Origin of the sequence: Citrobacter sp. TBCS-14, from assembly GCF_005280805.1 — a bacterium.
GTDB lineage: Bacteria > Pseudomonadota > Gammaproteobacteria > Enterobacterales > Enterobacteriaceae > Citrobacter > Citrobacter gillenii.
In genome coordinates, this window is sequence record NZ_SZWM01001195.1 from 242,578 (window position 1) to 261,132 (window position 18,555).

General features: G+C 53.2%; 18 protein-coding genes. 9 read left to right on the forward strand and 9 right to left on the reverse strand.

Annotated features, from left to right (window positions below; translation table 11 throughout):
• Positions 1-62: 62 nt before the first annotated feature.
• Positions 63-836 (reverse strand): zinc transporter ZupT, encoded by a 774-nt coding sequence (gene zupT / locus FDX22_RS25920; RefSeq protein ID WP_096755639.1) that lies wholly within the window; start codon positions 834-836, stop codon positions 63-65.
• 147 nt (positions 837-983) lie between these two features.
• Here zupT and ygiD point away from each other — a divergent pair, with 147 nt between their 5' ends.
• A complete protein-coding gene (ygiD, locus tag FDX22_RS25925; RefSeq protein ID WP_096755640.1) occupies positions 984-1,772 on the forward strand; it encodes a 4,5-DOPA dioxygenase extradiol in 789 nt (262 codons plus the stop codon).
• An 85-nt stretch (positions 1,773-1,857) separates the two neighbouring features.
• Here ygiD and FDX22_RS25930 read toward each other — a convergent pair whose 3' ends face one another.
• From FDX22_RS25930 to tolC, 3 genes are all read right to left on the reverse strand, one after another.
• Positions 1,858-3,018, reverse strand: a complete 1,161-nt coding sequence (locus tag FDX22_RS25930; protein WP_096755641.1) for a glutathionylspermidine synthase family protein — start codon at positions 3,016-3,018, stop codon at positions 1,858-1,860.
• A gap of 5 nt (positions 3,019-3,023) precedes the next feature.
• Positions 3,024-3,701: a DUF1190 family protein gene (locus tag FDX22_RS25935; RefSeq protein ID WP_115257469.1), complete on the reverse strand. Its 678-nt coding sequence runs from the start codon at positions 3,699-3,701 to the stop codon at positions 3,024-3,026.
• Between the two features lie 148 nt (positions 3,702-3,849).
• The gene (gene tolC / locus FDX22_RS25940) at positions 3,850-5,340 is read right to left on the reverse strand and encodes an outer membrane channel protein TolC (protein WP_117342681.1); all 1,491 of its coding nucleotides are present in this window, start codon (positions 5,338-5,340) and stop codon (positions 3,850-3,852) included.
• A gap of 199 nt (positions 5,341-5,539) precedes the next feature.
• Here tolC and nudF point away from each other — a divergent pair, with 199 nt between their 5' ends.
• Genes nudF through parE form a run of 5 tightly spaced genes read left to right on the forward strand, consistent with a single transcriptional unit; the run spans position 5,540 to position 9,945 of the window.
• Positions 5,540-6,172, forward strand: a complete 633-nt coding sequence (nudF, locus tag FDX22_RS25945) for an ADP-ribose diphosphatase (protein WP_096755644.1) — start codon at positions 5,540-5,542, stop codon at positions 6,170-6,172.
• Positions 6,169-6,591, forward strand: coding sequence for a DUF1249 family protein (locus FDX22_RS25950; protein WP_096755645.1), 423 nt, complete (start codon positions 6,169-6,171; stop codon positions 6,589-6,591). Before nudF ends, FDX22_RS25950 begins: the two co-directional genes overlap by 4 nt.
• A gap of 24 nt (positions 6,592-6,615) precedes the next feature.
• Entirely contained in the window at positions 6,616-7,443 is an 828-nt protein-coding gene (cpdA, locus tag FDX22_RS25955) for a 3',5'-cyclic-AMP phosphodiesterase (RefSeq protein WP_096755646.1), read from the forward strand.
• Positions 7,443-8,024: an esterase YqiA gene (gene yqiA / locus FDX22_RS25960; protein ID WP_115257472.1), complete on the forward strand. Its 582-nt coding sequence runs from the start codon at positions 7,443-7,445 to the stop codon at positions 8,022-8,024. The genes cpdA and yqiA overlap by 1 nt, the downstream gene beginning before the upstream one ends.
• A 28-nt stretch (positions 8,025-8,052) precedes the next feature.
• Positions 8,053-9,945: a DNA topoisomerase IV subunit B gene (gene parE, locus FDX22_RS25965; RefSeq protein WP_146717982.1), complete on the forward strand. Its 1,893-nt coding sequence runs from the start codon at positions 8,053-8,055 to the stop codon at positions 9,943-9,945.
• A gap of 99 nt (positions 9,946-10,044) precedes the next feature.
• On the opposite strand, the gene FDX22_RS25970 is transcribed toward parE, so the two are convergent.
• Positions 10,045-10,896, reverse strand: a complete 852-nt coding sequence (locus tag FDX22_RS25970; RefSeq protein ID WP_146717983.1) for an AraC family transcriptional regulator — start codon at positions 10,894-10,896, stop codon at positions 10,045-10,047.
• Positions 10,897-11,061: 165 nt separating this feature from the next.
• Here FDX22_RS25970 and FDX22_RS25975 point away from each other — a divergent pair, with 165 nt between their 5' ends.
• From FDX22_RS25975 to FDX22_RS25985, 3 genes are read left to right on the forward strand one after another with little or no spacing between them, the layout of a single operon-like run.
• Entirely contained in the window at positions 11,062-12,882 is a 1,821-nt protein-coding gene (locus FDX22_RS25975; protein WP_146717984.1) for a DUF2264 domain-containing protein, read from the forward strand.
• 10 nt (positions 12,883-12,892) lie between these two features.
• Entirely contained in the window at positions 12,893-14,161 is a 1,269-nt protein-coding gene (locus FDX22_RS25980) for an oligosaccharide MFS transporter (protein WP_096755651.1), read from the forward strand.
• A 23-nt stretch (positions 14,162-14,184) separates the two neighbouring features.
• Positions 14,185-15,375, forward strand: a complete 1,191-nt coding sequence (locus FDX22_RS25985; protein WP_146717985.1) for a glycoside hydrolase family 88 protein — start codon at positions 14,185-14,187, stop codon at positions 15,373-15,375.
• Positions 15,376-15,469: 94 nt separating this feature from the next.
• Here the strand turns inward: FDX22_RS25985 and FDX22_RS25990 are convergent, their stop codons facing one another.
• The 4 genes from FDX22_RS25990 to qseB all read right to left on the reverse strand — a co-directional run bounded on the left by FDX22_RS25990 (position 15,470) and on the right by qseB (position 18,510).
• Entirely contained in the window at positions 15,470-15,784 is a 315-nt protein-coding gene (locus FDX22_RS25990) for a putative quinol monooxygenase (RefSeq protein WP_096755653.1), read from the reverse strand.
• Between the two features lie 30 nt (positions 15,785-15,814).
• Positions 15,815-16,396 (reverse strand): NAD(P)H-dependent oxidoreductase, encoded by a 582-nt coding sequence (locus FDX22_RS25995; RefSeq protein WP_146717986.1) that lies wholly within the window; start codon positions 16,394-16,396, stop codon positions 15,815-15,817.
• 108 nt (positions 16,397-16,504) lie between these two features.
• On the reverse strand, positions 16,505-17,854 hold the full coding sequence (gene qseC / locus FDX22_RS26000) for a quorum sensing histidine kinase QseC (RefSeq protein ID WP_146717987.1): 1,350 nt from the start codon (positions 17,852-17,854) through the stop codon (positions 16,505-16,507).
• On the reverse strand, positions 17,851-18,510 hold the full coding sequence (gene qseB, locus FDX22_RS26005; protein WP_096755656.1) for a quorum sensing response regulator transcription factor QseB: 660 nt from the start codon (positions 18,508-18,510) through the stop codon (positions 17,851-17,853). The genes qseC and qseB overlap by 4 nt, the downstream gene beginning before the upstream one ends.
• Positions 18,511-18,555 lie beyond the last annotated feature (45 nt).

Genomic DNA, 18,555 nt, shown 5'->3' on the forward strand with positions numbered 1-18,555 from the left:
CTGTCGCTTTGCTGTTGTAGGGGCGGATGGCCTGCAGGGCAGGACAGCATCCGCCGTCTGTATTATCCGATGCCCATTGATTGCAGGATGACAAGGCTGAGTCCCATCACCGACATTCCGCAGAGTACACCATAGCTGGGGTTATTATTCGGGTCGATTTCTTTTGCCAGCGGCATCAGTTCATCGACGGACAGTGCGACCATAATTCCGGCAACAGCCGCCATAATTGCCGCCATGACCACCGGTGAAATTAAACTCCCCAGAATTAACCACGCCAGTACGCCGCCGAGTATTTCCGCCATACCGGAGATCCCAGCCCAAAATATCGCGGTACGTTTCGAACCGGTTGCAGCGTACACGGGTCCGGCAACGGCCAAACCTTCAGGAATATTATGCAATGCCACGGCGAGGGCGATACCAAAACCCAGCTCGAGGTTGCTGCTGGCAGTCACAAACGTCGCGACCCCTTCCGGGAAATTGTGCAGACTAATGCCAAGCGTGAGCAAAATGGCGGTGCGTTTAATAGAACCGGGTAAAGGTTGTGTTGTTTTTTGCACGAGATCCTGAGGATGGGCGTGCGGCAGCAAACGATCCAGACCAAAATAGCCCAGTAAGCCTACGATAAACATCCCGTAGCCAAGTACGGGTGACATTCCTTTTGCAGCCAGTGCGGCGGGTAGCATCTCCATCAGGGAGATAAGCAGCATAATGCCCGCGGCAAAACCCAGAGAAAAGGCGAGCACGCGGTTTGAGGGCTTTTGTCCCAGCACGCCAAGAAAGGCGCCAATAAAGGTGGCGGCACCCGCCAGTAAAGTCAGAAGTAAAGGTACTGACATCGACAAATCCAACTCCTTATCCATCAGCTGTCCGGGCCAGACCGTCAAAATAACTGATGATCTTCATCATGGTTATCTGAGTTCTTCATCAACCGAAAAAGCGTATTGTGATGATATCAAAATGACTCCCTCAGTAAGGATATCATCATGTCTTCAACTCGTATGCCAGCATTGTTTTTGGGGCACGGCAGCCCGATGAATGTTCTGGAAGATAACGTTTATACCCGTGCCTGGCAGCAACTGGGGGAAACGTTGCCGCGCCCGAAAGCCATAGTCGTGGTTTCGGCGCACTGGTTTACCCGTGGCACTGGCGTAACTGCCATGGAAGCACCGAAAACGATTCATGATTTTGGTGGTTTTCCGCAGGCTCTGTATGACACACATTATCCGGCGCCGGGCTCGCCAGAACTGGCGCAGCATCTGGTGGATTTGCTGTCTCCCGTCCCAGTCGCCTTAGACAAAGAAGCCTGGGGTTTTGACCACGGGTCGTGGGGCGTGTTGATCAAGATGTACCCGAATGCCGACATCCCGATGGTGCAATTAAGCATTGATAGCACGAAGCCGGCCGCCTGGCATTTTGAAATGGGTCGTAAGCTGGCGGCGCTGCGCGATGAAGGTATTATGCTGGTCGCCAGTGGTAACGTGGTGCATAACCTGCGCACGGCACGCTGGCACGGTGAAAATACGCCATACCCGTGGGCGTCCTCATTCAACGATTATGTGAAGGCCAACCTGACATGGCAGGGACCGGTTGAACAACATCCGCTGGTCAACTATCTGGATCATGAAGGCGGATCGTTGTCGAATCCAACGGCGGATCACTATCTGCCGCTGCTTTACGTATTAGGCGCGTGGGATGGAAAAGAACCCGTGACAATTCCTGTGGACGGCATTGAGATGGGCAGTCTGAGTATGCTGTCGGTGCAGGTTGGATGATTAATGCCCGATGGCGCTGCGCTTATCGGGCCTACAGTTCGTGTCGTAGGCCGGGTAAGGCAGAGCCGCCACCCGGCACTTTCATTCATTCGACAAAAATATGCGGATAGAAGCGGGAAAGATCTTGAGTGATCAGCGCTCTGTCTTCGCGAATGCCAATCCCGGCTGGCTGATCGTTAATCAGCCAACTGCCGATCAGCACGTAGCTATCGCCAAACTTCGGTAGCTGATGGAACTGCTGTACGATCATACCTTCTTCACCGTACGGGCCTTCCACCGATTCGATCGTTTTACCGTTCTCAACGATCGAGACGTTAGCGCCTTCTCGCGAGAAGATCGGTTTCACGACGAATTTTTCCATCTGTGGATAGTCGTCTTCGGCGAAATACGCAGGCAGCAGGTTCGGATGGTTCGGGAACATGTCCCACAGCAGTGGTAACAGCGCTTTGTTGGAGATGATGCTCTTCCAGGCCGGTTCCAGCCAGCGAACGCCGGCATCTTCCAGCTTGGTAGAGAACATCTCGCGCAGCATAAATTCCCACGGATAGAGCTTAAACAGGTTGGCAATCACCTGATCTTCTAAGTCCGTGAACTGACCTTTCTCACCGAGGCCGATATCTTCGACATAGAGGAATTCGGTGGCGATTTCTGCTTCGGCCGCGCAATCCTGCAAATACTGGATGGTCCCGCGATCTTCGACGGTGTCACGACAGCAGGTCAGGTGCAGTAGCTGAAAACCATACTGTTCGCGCAGCGCGGTGAAGCGTTCAATCAGCTTTTCCTGCAGGCTGTTGAACTGATCGCTGCCTTCCGGCAGGTTCCCGGCATTGAGCTGATCTTCTAACCAGATCCACTGGAAGAATGCAGCTTCGTACAGCGAGGTTGGCGTATCGGCGTTGTTTTCCAGCAGCTTAGGTTCACCGATGCCATCCCATGCCAGATCGAGGCGGGAATAGAGCGACGGCTGCTGAGTCAGCCATGACTGGCGGACAAATCCCCAGGTGTGTTTGGGAATACGAAACTTGGTCATCAGCTCGTCGCTGGCGATGACCTTTTCAACCACCTTGAGGCACATTTGGTGCAGTTCAGCGGTGACGTCTTCCAGCTTTTCGACCTGTGCAAGCGTGAGCTTGTAGTAGGCGTCTTCACACCAGTACGGTTCGCCGTACATGGTGTGAAAGTTAAAACCGTATTCGGTGGCTTTTTCGCGCCAGTCCGGGCGCTCAACAATACTGACTCTTTCCATGTGGATCAGCCGCCCATTGAACGCGTGGTGGTACCGCTGGCGCTACGTTGCATGGTGCTTTGCTTGGCGACAGATTCACCAAATCCACCGCGCGTGACGGTTGATGTGGTTGCCGGTTTCGGCGCCATGGCGGTTTTCGGTACGGTCATGGTACGGCCCGGCGTTGCTGCGCCGTAGTTTTTGCCGCCAGCATCGGTATATTTGCCGTAGGCCGGGCTGGCTGGATTTTTCGAGCTGAACAGCGGCTGCTGAGCGCCCATACCGCCGCCCATCATGCGGCCCATCATGTAGCCTGCCATCAGCGGCATCCAGAAGCTGCCGCTGCTTTGATTCTGCGCCTGAGCCTGGCCTTCACCCGTTGGTGCCATACCGGCCTGTGCAGGTGCCTGCTGGCACTGACCTTCGCCGAATTCAGCGATACAGTCTTCGCGGGTGGCGTACTTCGGCGCCGTGCGCTCAGCTTCTTTCAGCGCGTTGTTGAATGCGGTTGTACATTCAGCGCTTTTACCCGGATTCGCCGTCGAGCAGTCGTCCGCATTTTGGTAAAGCGATACTGTTTCGTCGCTCTGCTCACAGCCCGCCAGCATAATAACGGCGGTAACAGCCAGGGCAACAGGAGTCAGGTGGCGTGCGCTCCAGCTTTTGCGGAACGACGCGTGATGTATAGATTTTGTCCGTTTCATTTATGTCTTCCAGGACCCAGTGGTAAATACTGCTCAGAATAGAGGATGACTGGTCGAAATTGAAGCGGGAAGAGGCGAGAATGCGGAAGAAGGGGCGGATCTTTACGTTGTCTTACGTTCAGACGGGGCCGAAGCCCCGTCATCACCATCAGTTACGGAACGGATTGTTGCCGGTGCTGCTGGTTGAACGTGCTGCCGTCGGCTGAGCGACTGCCGCGTTGTTGCTCGCGGTATAGCCGTCTGCTGCAGCGTCTTGCTGTGTGTTTTCCGGCGCGACGGTGTCAGGCGCGGTCGGAATCGGTTTGCCCAGCGTATTGTTCAGCGCCACCAGATCCTGTTCGTTCAGCGTACCGAGCGCAGATTTGATGTTTAACTGGTTAATCAGATAGGTATAACGTGCGTTAGCCAACTGCTGTTTGGCGTTGTACAGCGTGGTGGTGGCATCCAACACATCCACGATGGTACGTGTACCAACGGAATAACCGGCTTCCATCGCGTCCAAAGAGCTTTGTGCAGAGACAACCGCTTGTTTGTACGCGTTAATGCTACTGATGGACGCATTAATGTTATTGAAGGATGAACGTACGGTCTGTACCACGCTGCGGTGCGCACTTTCCAGCTGTTCGCTCGCGCCCACAAAGTTGTACTGTGCTTGTTTCACCTGCGAGTTAACCATGCCACCTTGGTACAGCGGCAGCGAGAAATTCAGGCCAATTTTGTTCTGACCTTCATTGCTATCGTCAAAGCGTGTGCCTGCATCGCTTGCACGAGTTTTAGATCCGCTGTAAGAGGTATCAGAGACCCCGGTGGAGGCGGTTAAATTCAGCGTCGGCAGGTGACCGTCCTGCGCCAGACGAATTTGTTCACGCGCCAGGTCCTGGCTTAAACGCGCCTGCAGTAAGGTCAGGTTGCGGTTTTCGGCTTCTTTCAGCAGCGCATTTACTGCCTGCGGTTTGTTGGTTTTAAAACCGTCAACGTTCAGCGAGGCCAGTTCCGGATAGTAGTTGCCGGTAACCTGGCGCAGCTCTTCCACCGCGTTGTCCAGATCGTTACGCGCGGTAACTTCATTTGCCAGCACGGTATCGTATTGTGAACGGGCGTTCTGTACGTCAGTAATGGCGACCAGGCCGACGTTAAAACGCTGGGTAGTCTGATCCAACTGACGGTAAACTGCGTCTTTCTGTGCCTGGGTGTATGACAGCACATCAATCGCGTTCAATACTTTAAAATAGGCCGTGGCGGTATTCAGGATCAGCGTTTGCTGATCGGTCTGATAGGTCACATCCTGGATGCCCGCTGATTTTTCTTGCAGCGTCAGGGCACGCCATTTCGACATATCGAACAGAGACTGAGTCAGGGTTAACGAAGCAGAGGTGGCGTTGGAATTCACGCCGTTTGAATCACGGTAGCCATTGCTGTAGGTGTAATCGGCACCTAAGCCCAGCTGAGGCAGTAACGGACTACGCGCTTCGTTAATTTTTTCGAATGCAGCATCGCGATCGGCGGCGGATTTACGCAATTCCGGGTTGCTCAGGCGTGCTTGCTGATAAACCTGCATCAGGTTCTCTGCCTGGCTCAAAGTACTGAACCCCGACAGGCTCAGGCCGATAAGGATGGGGAGCAATTTCTTCATTTGCATTCCTTGTTGTGAAGCAGTATTTAGCGCTGATCAAATGGTAAAAATAATTGTTGATTCTAGCAGAATCCACCACTTCAAAAAGTTGGCGTTACGTGCCATACGGCGTTAATTTGCATCAATTTAACACAAGGGCGCCCAAACAGCAGTCAAACGACCTTGAAATTCACATTTTAATCACTATTGGTATCAGGACAGCACAATGCGTAAACCAGACAGCTTGCCAATGACTTTCACGAAAAATGATGTAGAAATTATTGCACGAGAAACGCTATACCGCGGTTTTTTTTCACTGGATCTTTATCGGTTCCGCCATCGCCTGTTTAACGGTGGAATGAGTGAGGAAGTCACGCGCGAAATTTTTGAGCGCGGACACGCGGCGGTCTTGCTACCCTTTGACCCTGAGCGGGACGAAGTTGTGCTGGTTGAGCAGATTCGTATTGCGGCATTTGATACCAGCGAAAGCCCGTGGCTGCTGGAAATGGTCGCCGGGATGATCGAAGAAGGTGAAACCGTTGAGGACGTTGCCCGCCGTGAAGCGATGGAAGAAGCCGGACTGGACGTAAAACGAACCAAACCTGTGCTGAGCTATCTGGCAAGCCCCGGCGGCACGAGCGAGCGCCTGTCCATTTTGGTCGGCGAAGTGGACGCCACGACCGCAAGCGGGATCCACGGTCTGGCGGATGAAAACGAAGATATTCGCGTTCATGTGGTAAGCCGGGAACAGGCTTATCAGTGGGTGGAAGAGGGAAAAATCGACAACGCGGCTTCTGTCATCGCCTTGCAATGGTTACAGCTGCACTATCAAGAGTTAAAAACTGAGTGGAAAAAATGAAGCGTTATACACCTGATTTCCCTGAAATGATGCGCCTGTGCGAAACCAACTTTTCGCAGCTGCGCCGTCTGTTGCCGCGAAATGATGTGGTCGGCGAAACAGTGAGCTATCAGGTGGCAAACGCACAATATCGGTTAACGATTGTTGAATCGACCCGATACACTACGCTGGTTGCGATCGAACAGACGGCGCCTGCTGTCACTTACTGGAGCCTGCCATCGCTTACCGTCCGCCTGTATCATGATGCGAGGGTGGCTGAAGTGTGTTCAAGTCAGCAGATCTTTCGCTTCAAAGCGCGGTATGATTACCCAAATAAAAAGTTGCATCAACGCGACGAAAAGCATCAAATTAATCAGTTCCTGGCCGACTGGTTACGGTACTGTTTAGCACATGGAGCGATGGCGATTCCGGTTTATTAGCGTCGTGAAACCTAAGGACACCATTTGGAAAGCCTGTTAACCCTTCCTTTGGCTGGTGAGGCCAGAGTCAGGATCTTGCAAATTACAGACACTCACCTGTTTGCCGAAAAGCATGAAACGCTGCTGGGAGTGAACACCTGGGACAGCTATCAGTGCGTATTGGACGCTATACATGCTGAGTCGACCGACTTCGATCTGATCGTGGCGACAGGCGATTTAGCGCAGGATCAATCCGCTGCGGCGTATCAGCATTTTGCTGAGGGTATCGCAAGCTTTCGTGCGCCTTGCGTCTGGTTACCTGGCAATCATGATTTTCAGCCAGCCATGTACAGCGCCCTGCAGGACGCCGGAATTTCACCTGCGAAACGCGTCTTCATTGGTGAACAGTGGCAAATTTTGCTGCTCGATAGCCAGGTTTTTGGCGTTCCCCACGGAGAATTAAGTGAGTTCCAGCTTGAATGGCTGGAGCGAAAACTTGCCGATGCGCCTGAACGGAATACCTTGCTGCTTTTGCATCACCACCCACTGCCTTCGGGCTGTAGCTGGCTCGATCAGCACAGCCTGCGCAATGCTGCTGAGCTGGACAACGTGCTGGTGAACTATCCGCGCGTGAAGTATCTGCTGTGTGGGCATATTCATCAGGAGTTGGATCTCGACTGGAACGGTCGCCGCCTGCTGGCTACGCCGTCGACATGCGTGCAGTTCAAGCCGCATTGTGCCAACTTTACGTTAGATACCATTAGTCCCGGCTGGCGTACGCTGGAACTTTTTGCTGATGGTTCGTTGCACACTCAGGTGTGCCGTCTGCCGGGAATTCGGTTCCACCCTGATACCGCTTCAGAAGGCTACTGATGTCTACGCTTCTCTATCTACACGGATTTAATAGCTCTCCTCGCTCGGCGAAGGCGTGTCTGCTGAAAAGCTGGCTGGCAGAGCACCACCCGCACGTTGAGATGATCGTACCGCAGCTGCCACCGTATCCTGCCCAAGCGGCAGAGATGCTGGAATCAATAGTCCTTGAGCATGGCGGAGAGTCGCTGGGGATTGTTGGCTCCTCTTTAGGGGGTTATTACGCCACCTGGCTGTCGCAATGTTTTATGTTGCCTGCGGTGGTGGTGAACCCTGCGGTGCGGCCTTACGAACTGCTGGTCGACTACCTTGGCCAAAACGAGAACCCCTACACGGGCCAGCAATATGTGCTAGAGTCTCGCCATATTTACGATCTTAAAGTCATGCAGATTGACCCGCTGGAGGCGCCGGATTTGCTCTGGCTGCTACAACAAACGGGCGATGAAGTGTTGGACTACCGCCAGGCGGTGGCGTATTACGCCTCCTGCCGTCAAACTGTTATTGAGGGCGGAAACCACGCATTCACAGGCTTCGAAGATTATTTCAACCAGATTGTCGATTTCCTTGGACTGCACAGTTTTTGACGATCAATTCGAATTGCTAATTTAAACCATGACGCAAACTTATAACGCTGATGCCATTGAGGTACTCACTGGGCTTGAGCCGGTTCGCCGCCGCCCGGGGATGTACACAGATACGACTCGTCCTAACCATATGGGGCAGGAAGTTATTGATAACAGTGTGGATGAAGCGCTGGCCGGGCACGCGAAACGTGTCGAGGTTATCCTTCATGCCGATCAATCACTGGAAGTCATTGATGATGGACGTGGCATGCCCGTCGATATCCACCCGGAAGAGGGCGTCCCGGCCATTGAATTGATCCTTTGCCGTTTGCACGCAGGGGGTAAGTTTTCTAACAAAAACTACCAGTTCTCCGGTGGCCTGCACGGCGTGGGGATTTCGGTGGTTAACGCCTTGTCAAAACGTGTTGAAGTGGCCGTTCGTCGTGATGGTCAGATTCACAGTATCGCCTTTGAACACGGTGAAAAGGTCGAAGACCTGCACGTTTCCGGCACCTGTGGAAAGCGCAATACCGGGACCAGCGTGCACTTCTGGCCAGATGAAAGCTTCTTTGACAGCCCACGTTTCTCCGCTTCTCGCCTGAGCCATCTGCTGAAAGCCAAAGCGGTACTCTGCCCGGGCGTGGAGATCATCTTCAAGGATAAGGTCAACGATACCGAACAGACCTGGCGCTACGCCGATGGCCTGACCGATTACCTGGGCGAAGCGGTGAACGGCCTGCCGTTGCTGCCGGAAAAACCGTTTGTCGGGACGTTCTCCGGTGATACGGAAGCGGTGGACTGGGCGCTGCTGTGGCTGCCGGAAGGCGGTGAACTGCTGACCGAAAGCTACGTTAACCTGATCCCAACCATGCAGGGCGGGACGCACGTCAATGGCCTGCGTCAGGGTCTGCTGGATGCGATGCGTGAATTCTGTGAATACCGCAATATCCTGCCGCGCGGCGTGAAGCTGTCGGCGGAGGATATCTGGGATCGCTGCGCCTACGTGCTGTCCGTGAAGATGCAGGATCCACAGTTTGCCGGTCAGACCAAAGAGCGTCTCTCTTCGCGCCAGTGCGCGGCGTTCGTTTCTGGGGTGGTAAAAGATGCCTTTAGCCTGTGGCTGAACCAGAACGTGCAGTCAGCAGAGCTGCTGGCGGAAATGGCGATTTCCAGCGCTCAGCGTCGTCTGCGTGCAGCGAAAAAAGTGGTGCGTAAAAAACTCACCAGCGGTCCGGCACTGCCGGGTAAGCTGGCGGACTGCACCGCACAGGATCTTAACCGCACCGAGCTGTTCCTGGTGGAAGGTGACTCGGCGGGCGGATCGGCCAAGCAGGCGCGCGATCGTGAGTATCAGGCGATCATGCCGCTGAAGGGTAAGATCCTGAACACCTGGGAAGTCTCTTCTGATGAAGTGCTGGCCTCCCAGGAAGTTCACGATATCTCGGTAGCGATCGGTATCGATCCGGACAGCGACGATCTCAGCCAGTTGCGCTACGGCAAGGTGTGTATCCTCGCGGATGCGGACTCCGATGGTCTGCACATTGCTACGCTGCTGTGCGCATTGTTTGTGAAGCACTTCCGCACGTTGGTCAAACACGGACACGTCTACGTAGCGCTGCCGCCGCTGTACCGTATCGACCTCGGGAAAGAAGTGTATTACGCGCTCACGGAAGAAGAGAAAGCGGGCGTACTGGAGCAGCTGAAGCGTAAGAAAGGCAAGCCGAATGTCCAGCGCTTTAAAGGTCTGGGTGAAATGAACCCGATGCAGCTGCGCGAAACCACGCTGGATCCAAATACCCGTCGCCTGGTGCAGCTCATCATTGATGATGAAGACGATCAGCGCACCAACGCCATGATGGATATGCTGCTGGCGAAGAAGCGCTCAGAAGATCGCCGTAACTGGCTGCAGGAGAAAGGCGACCTGGCGGATCTCGAAGGGTAAGCATGATGTTGTGAATGCCGGATAGCGCTTCGCTTATCCGGCCTACATTCACATTGTGCCCGTAGGCCTGATAAGACGCGTTAGCGTCGCCATCAGGCGTTACGGCTTATGCCGCTTCCTGTACTGTAACGGCGTCTCGCCAATGCCTTTTCCGAAGGCGCTGATAAAATAAGTCACATCAGAAAACCCCACTTTTTGCGCAATCTCTCTGACGCTTGCCTCACTGTGTAACAGCGCCTCGCAGGCTTTTCTCAACCTCAGCGTGTTGAGATACCCGAGGATGCTCTCGCCTGTTTCTACCTGAAAACGCCGAGAAACATAACTTTTTGATTTTCCTAACGCTTGTGCCAGCGTCACCAGGCTAAATTTATGCATGTAGTGCTCATCAAGCCAGAACATCACCTGGCTGGCCATCCCCGTATCACTATCATGCATATTGACGTTATCTTCGGGTAACAGGCTGAATAAATTCAATAACAGGCAGGTAACGTGCTCAGTGTTAAGCGGTTTCTGCGCGGCCAGTTTTGCATAGCGGCTGAACAGAAAATCAATGTGCGTATGGACGTCTGCGGCGTCGATGACCCACGCCTCGCTCCCGCGTACACTCAGGTGTTGTAGACGCTGTTGATGAAGTGGAAAGTCGCGTAACACCTTCAGCACCGCGTGCTGATCGAGATGAATAATGGTCCGCCGATAACGGTCCCGCACCTGCTCGTCGACAAAAATTTTATGCAGCGTAAACGGCGGGAAAAAGAACATCCGCCCTGGACGCATGGTGTATTGCTTATGATCGACCGTCACCACGCCAAACCCTTCTTCCACGTACAACACTTCCAGACACTGATGCCAATGGTGATAACGAACCGTATTGGCAAATAAACGACTGAACGACACCACCGCGTCGTTGAGGGCAATCAGCTCCAGGTACTCTTGAGGGGAAGATAAGTTCATAGTGCAATAAATTTAAACTTTTGCCGGCGAATTCCTGTTTATAAACCCTATTTTTAAATTTCTTCAATCACTGTTTTATTTTAATGTTTGTGGTGTGATTGAAGTAACATTTCTGCTTGTCTGCCATTCACTATTCTTTAGCCACTTAATTCAGAGGGGCAGAGTATGTGGTCGGCAACTGAAGAAAAATCAAATCCATTGTCATCCCGCGAAGACGTTACGCGTGCCGTTAATACCCTTTTACGGGCACTCGACAAGCAATTCCCAGCGGGACAGGCTCAGTTTTCTCTCGGTGATACCTGCGCGCATTACAGCGTGGATATTGCCTGCATGGAAGGGCTTTCCCGAGCGCTGTGGGGGCTATTTCCGCTGATGGCCGGCGGGGCGGATGTGCCGTTTGCCGACAAATATATTCAGGCGATAAAACTCGGCACCGATCCCCACAGCTCGCACTATTGGGGGGATACCGGTCCTTACGATCAGCGTCTGGTCGAGATGGCGGCGTATGGTCTGGGCCTGGCGTTATTGCAGACGCGTTTAACCGGGATGTTCAGCGCAATGGAGCAGGACAATCTGCACCGCTGGCTGAATCAAATTACCGATGCTCAGATGCCGGACAGCAACTGGAACTATTTCGCCATTATCGTGCAGCTTGGCTTTAAACGTGCAGGATTACCGTTTGACCAACAGGCTATCGATCGGCGATTTGAGATGATGGACGCCTACTACCTCGGCGATGGCTGGTATTCCGACGGTCCCGGGCGACCTAAAGATTATTACATCTCCATGGCCTTTCATTTTTATGGCCTGCTGTATGCCACCCTCAGCCCGGAGGACACCCGTCGCGCCGCTACCTTGCGTGAACGTTCCCGGCTGTTTGCCGCGGATTTTATCTTTATGTCTGCCGCCGACGGGGCATCGGTGCCGTTTGGTCGCAGCCTGACCTACCGCTTTGCCATGGTCGCTTTCTGGAGTGCGGTGGCCTTTGCTGAACTGGATGTGTTCTCACCCGGGGTTATCAAAGGGGTGATCCTGCGCCATCTGCGCTGGTGGCAACAGCAGCCGATTTTTGATCGAGACGGCATCCTGACGTTGGGCTTTGCCTATCCAAACCTGGCGATGTGTGAAGACTACAATTCGCCGGGATCGCCGTACTGGGCACTGAAAGTCTTCTTGATCCTCGCGTTACCAGACGATCACGCGTTCTGGCAGGCTGAAGAGTTGCCGCTCCCGGTGCTTGACGAAAAACGGGTGATTACCCATGCCGGGCAGATCCTGCAACACAGCGAAGATTCTGCGCATGTCACGATGCTGGCGTCAGGGCAGCTTGAGCTGAACAACTATGTGAATACCGAGGCCAAGTACACCAAATTTGCCTACTCCAGCCGTTTTGGCTTCACCATTGAGCGCGGGCGCTACGGCATCAAACATGCGGCGTGCGATTCCATGCTGCTGCTGGCAGATGGCGATAATTACTTCCGTGGACGTCGTCAGTGCGATGACGTTCGCGTTGATGAAAATTATCTCTGGTCCCGTTGGTCGCCGTGGCATGACGTCAGTATTGAGACCTGGCTGGTGCCGTTTGGCGAGTGGCATATTCGTTTGCACCGCATTCACAGTGCGAGAACGCTGCAAACGGTGGAAGGGGGCTTTGCAGTGATGAAGACAGAGCCGCAGCTCAGCGCACGGGGATGTCTGCTGGCAGCGCGTAACGGGACCAGTGCGATTGTGGATCTGTCGCCTGCCATCATCCGCCAGCCGGACAATGTGGTCACGCCGCCTAACAGCAGCATTATGTTTGCTGAGTGCGCGGCTATTCCGACGCTGACCACCGAGATCCTGCCGGGCGAGAGCTGGCTGTGCTGCGCCGTGAATGCCAGCGGCAAGCAAAAAAACGTGCTCACGGTCCCACTGCTGCAAATTAACCGTAACCAGGTCGTTATTCGCGAACCTGACGGTGCACGTCAGTTGTCGTTCTTTTTATAGCGAGGATGGTATGAAAAAGAGTTCAGCGAGTAACAGAACAGAATATTATAAAATTAGTAGCTTTATTTTTCTTTATTTCTTTACCTGGTCGGCCAGTATTGGTTTGCTGGCCATTTGGTTGGGGCAGAAAGCGCAGTTAAGTGGGACGGTTATCGGTACCGTATTTGCAGTGAACGGTATTTTCTCGGTGATACTGAAGCCGATTTATGGCTATATCCTCGACAGAATCGGTATGAGTAAATACCTGCTCTATTTTGTCGTGATTATGTCGGCATTAATGGCACCGTTTTTTATTTATGTATATCAGCCGCTATTAATCTCCAATACCCTGCTGGGTATTATTGTCGGCGCAATTTACTTAAGCTTTGCGTGGTACGCCGGTGTGGCCGCCTGCGAATCCTATTCTGACCGCTACAGTCGTTTAAACGGCATGGAGTTTGGGCAAATCCGCATGTGGGGATCGCTCGGTTGGGCAGTCGCGTCGTCGTTCTCGGGGCTGCTGTTTAACCTCTCTCCGGCGTATAACTTTATGTTAGGTAGCGTGGCGTCGGTGGTAATGCTGATTGTCCTGCTAAGCCTGAAAGTGAACGTAAATTCAGCCAATGCCTCAGAGGTACTGACCAAAGATAAAATCTCTCCTGCGGATGTTTACGCGCTGCTGCGTAACCGCAAGTTTTGGGCGTTTTGCCTGTATGTCGCAGGCGTGGCGTGGATGATGTTTATCGCCGAACAGCAATTCTCGCGTTATTTTGTCACCTTCTTTGCTGATGTCCATAAAGGCAATGCGGTATTCGGATATCTGGGCACCGTGCAGTCAGGTATGGAATTTATCATGTATATGGTGATCCCGCTGTTCGTTAACTACATCGGCGCGAAGCGGGGATTGCTGATTGTCGGGGCACTGGTCGGCGCGCGTCTGGTTATCTCCGGACTGTGCGACTCGCATCTGTTAATTTCAGTGCTAAAACCGTTGTATGGCCTGGAAATCTGTTTATTGCTGGTTTCTGTCTTTAAATACATTGCCGAACATTTTGATAAACGCGTCAACGCAACCATGTATTTACTGGGTTATCAGGCGATGCTGTATGTTGGCAACGTGGTGGTGTCTTCACCTGCCGGATTAATGTATGACCGAATTGGTTTTGAAAAGACCTATATCATTATGGGTATTATTGCGCTGACCTTTACGCTGATTTCGGCATTTACGTTATCCGCCTGCCAAAGTAAACGTCGCAATAATACCGCGCTCGATATCGCCGAAAATAACGCGACAAGATAATCTACGTAATAAGGAACCAAAATATGTTAAAGCATATCGTTGAGGAAACGTTGCGCGCTTTTCCTGGTAGCCCGCTTAATACCGCAGCCTTTCAGGAACAAATGAATGGCGCCAGGGAACATATCCTCGAGCTGCTTAGCCGTCAGTTAACGGAATTCGGTGAATACTTTCCTGCCGAAACCTGCGTCAACGGTTATTACCCGCTGACGGATAATGTGGAGTGGACCACCAGTTTCTGGACTGGGCAACTGTGGCTGGCGTGGGAAATGAGCGGTGAAGCGACATTTCGTGAAATGGCCGAAAAGCACGTGCGCTCATTTGGTTTGCGTATTGCCGGGCGTCATGACACCAACACCCACGACCTGGGCTTCCTGTACACGCTTTCCTGTGTGGCGGCCTGGCGGTTGACGGGCAATCGCGATGCGCGCGGTTTTTCGCTGATGGCGGCAGAAGCTCTGCTCGAACGTTTTCACGAGAAGGCGCAGATCATTCAGGCATGGGGCGATCTCCGCGATCCCGAGCAGGCTGGTCGGATGATCATTGACTGCAATATGAACCTGCCGCTGCTGTACTGGGCCAGTGAACAGACGGGCGATCCGCGCTTTGCCAATGCGGCAAAAGCGCACGTGGCGCAGGCGGCGAAATATCTGATCCGTGAAGATGCCTCGACGTTCCATACCTACTACATGGATGTGCAAACCGGCGCGCCGCGCTACGGTAATACCCAGCAGGGTTACGCTGATGATTCATGCTGGTCGCGTGGGCAGGCGTGGGGGATTTATGGTTTTCTGTTGAGCTATATCTATACCGGCGATCGCGAGATGGTGCAGCTGTCGAAAAAACTGGCCAACTACTTTCTCAATCGCCTGCCGGATGATGCCGTTTGTCACTGGGATCTGGCGCTGGTGGGCACCGATGCGCTGCGTGATTCTTCTTCGGCGGCCATTGCGGTATGTGGCCTGCTGGAGTTGATTAAACACCTGCCGGTGACCGATCCGGATCGTGAACGTTATCAACAATGGGCGATGGGGATCATGTCATCGCTGACGCAGCATTATCTGATGGGCAAAGATGAGAAGGGCAACGGGCTACTGAAACACTCGGTTTACCATCTTGCGAGCAATAAAGGGGTCGATGAGTGCGCAAGCTGGGGAGATTACTTTTACGTTGAGGCGTTAACCCGTTTTACGCAGTGCTGGAAGTTGTACTGGTAAGTTTATTGGCCCGGTTGCACTGTGCTTACCGGGCTTACAGATTGTGTGTAGACCGGATACGTCGCGGGCGACGTCATCCGGTACATCAACAATCTTAAATACCTGATTCCAGAATACGAATGCTCATGTCCAGCACATCACCTTTCACGGCTTCGCTGTAAGCTTTCATATGCGGGGTTTGCAAATGCGCTTCAAGGTGCGCAATACTTTCCCACTGTTCAATCATCACGATTGAATCCGGCGCTGTGGTCTGAAAACTCACACCTGCGGCGTGATCGACCATCGGCGCGTAGCCATGACAGCCTTCTTCCTTCAGGACGGTTGGAACGATTTTAGCAAACTGATCCAGCACCGCCTGGCGGTGGTGTTGACCTGGACGTGTACGGATTTCTGCAATAACGGTAAGCATGGTTAACTCCTTCTAATTCCAGGTAACTAGTTAACCAAAAATCTCGGTCAGATGCTTGCGATATTCTGCGATATAACGCGGGACATCCGGCATTTTAATCACATCATTGGTGATAAAAGTCGGCAGCGCTTCCATACCTAAAAACTGGTTTGCTTTATGGAACGGCAGATAAACGCCATCAACGCCGACGCCGTGGAAGAACTGATCTTTGTCAGTAAAGGCTTCCATCGGTGCATTCCAGGTCAGGGACAACATGTATTTTTTGCCCTGAATCAGGCCGCCAGAACCGTATTTTTTAGTGGCATCAGAACGTGTGCGACCATCGCTGGCGTACAGCGTACCGTGCCCTGCAGTGAACACATCATCGATGTATTTTTTCACTGTCCACGGTGCACCCATCCACCAGCCCGGCATTTGCCAAATAACGTCGTCAGCCCAGACAAAGTTCTGCACTTCTGTTTGTACGTCGTAATCGCTGTCTGCGCGCACGACTCTAACATCATGTCCGAGGTCGCGCAGGATACCGTCCGCGACCTCGGTCAGGGTGTCATTCAACTGACCATTAGAATGGCCGAATTTTTTAGCGCCATTGATAATCAGAATGTTGCTCATGTTGTGTCCTCAAAGAATTACGTTTGAGAGCGATTTTACGCCGATGATCGGTGCGGTGAAATTAGCAAAATGTGCAAAGTCTTTTGCTGGTAGCGCAATAATTCAACGTTACCAGCTGATTTTGGCTTCAAATCCACCTTCCGCGGCGTTGGCGAATGACACGGACATACCGTGCAACGTCGCAATACGCCGGACGATCGACAGGCCCAGCCCACTGCCGGTCGCGTTTTGTCCTGGTGGACGATAGAAACGCTCACCAATTTGCAGTAATACCTCTGGCGTAACGCCCGGACCGTTATCTTTGACGCTGAAACAGTGGTTGTTGAGCGTCACGTCCACGACGCTACCCTGCGGGCTGTAGCGGATTGCATTATCCAGCAGATTGCGGACCATCAGGCTAAGCAACAGCGGTTGGCCGGTGCGTTTAACGTCGTGAGCGTTAATCTGCAAGCGCACGTCGATGTGGGCCTGCTGTGCCGGGTGGTAGATATCCATGACGGCGGATTGCAGTAACTCTTCGAGTGAGATATCGGCGACATCCTGAAGGTTGTTGAGCGAATCGAGACGCGAAAGCGTCAGCAGCTGATCGACCAGGCGAGTGGCGCGGTCAATTCCCGTCTGCATCTGCATTAGCGCTTTTTGTCGTGACTGCGGGTCATCGTCAGACAGTTGCGCCACTTCGGTTTGAACCTTGAGCGCCGTCAGCGGGCTACGCAGTTCGTGCGCGGCATCTGAGGTAAAGCGCCGCTCGCGTACCATGGTGGTGTGAATACGGGTAAACAGCTGATTGAGCGACTCAACCAGTGGGCGAACCTCGCCGGGAATGCCTTTCAGACTCAGTGGTTCTTCAGATTCCGGATCGCGCAAACGTAAAGCCTGTGCCAGCTTTTTCAGCGGCTTAAGTTCAAGACTTAACAGTACAATCAGGATCAGCAGCATCAACGGCAGGGCGACCAGCCACGGCACCAGTTGGGCCGTCACAATCGCCAACGCCATATCTTCGCGGTATTCCCACTCCTGACCGACCACGACCCGGTACTTTTTATCTGCTGAAGTCAGCCAGATAAAGCGCCATTTATCGTTGTCACCGTTCAGATAGCCGTCGTCAAACCCTTCCCGGCGATAGCTATAGGGAATGTACTGACCATTGTCGCCGTCGTGCAGAACCATTTTTCCGTCCGGGGTGTAGACCGCAAAGGTCAGCACATCGTCGTCAATATGGCCGTGTTTGAATTTCTTTGGCGTTTGGGCAAAGCGCTCAGAGGCTTTTAGTTCGTCAAGATCCAGCGTGACCAGCCGTTTGGCAAACAGCATCAGCTGTGTGTCAAACATCTCGTCGACGTTGTCGGTGGTTTGCTTCCAGGCGACAAAACTGGAAATCAGCCAGGTCACCAGCACCAAAATGGTGAAGATAAGCGTTAGCCTGACGCGCAGGCTGAGGCGTTGTGTGAATTTCATGCATCACCCAGGGTGTAACCAATGCCGTGCACGGTGCGGATAAAATCACTGCCGAGCTTACGGCGTAAGTGATGGACGTGCACTTCAACCGCATTGCTGGAGACGTTTTCGTCCCAGTTATACAGTTTTTCTTCAATGTGTTTACGGGGCAGGACGCGCCCTTTATTACGCATCAGCAGTTCCAACAGTGCGAACTCCTTCGGCTTGAGCGACAATGGCTCGCCTGCGAACGTGGCGACCAGTGCGCCGGGATTAAGCGTCACCTGACCGTGGCGTAGTTCGCTGGTAGCCTGACCGCTGGCGCGACGTACCAGCGCTTCCAGTCGGGCGGCCACTTCAATCAGTGCAAAGGGTTTACACAGGTAGTCATCCGCACCGAGGCGCAGACCTTCCACGCGTTCTGCCAGCGCGTCGCGGGCCGTTAAAATCAGCACCGGCTCCTGTTTTCCTTTTGTGCGCCATTCGCGCAGGATATCGCGGCCGTCAATACCCGGCAGCGTCAGGTCGAGGATCACCGCGTCATAAGGCGCACTGTAAAGCGCCTCTTTACCCTGACGACCTTCGGTAAACCAGTCGATGGTGAACCCCATTTTACTCAGACCCGTTTTCAGACCGTCGCCAATCAACGCGTCATCTTCTACCAGTAAAATACGCATATGTTCTTCCCTGCGCTCACTCAGTTGGCTGCCAGTAAACCTTGT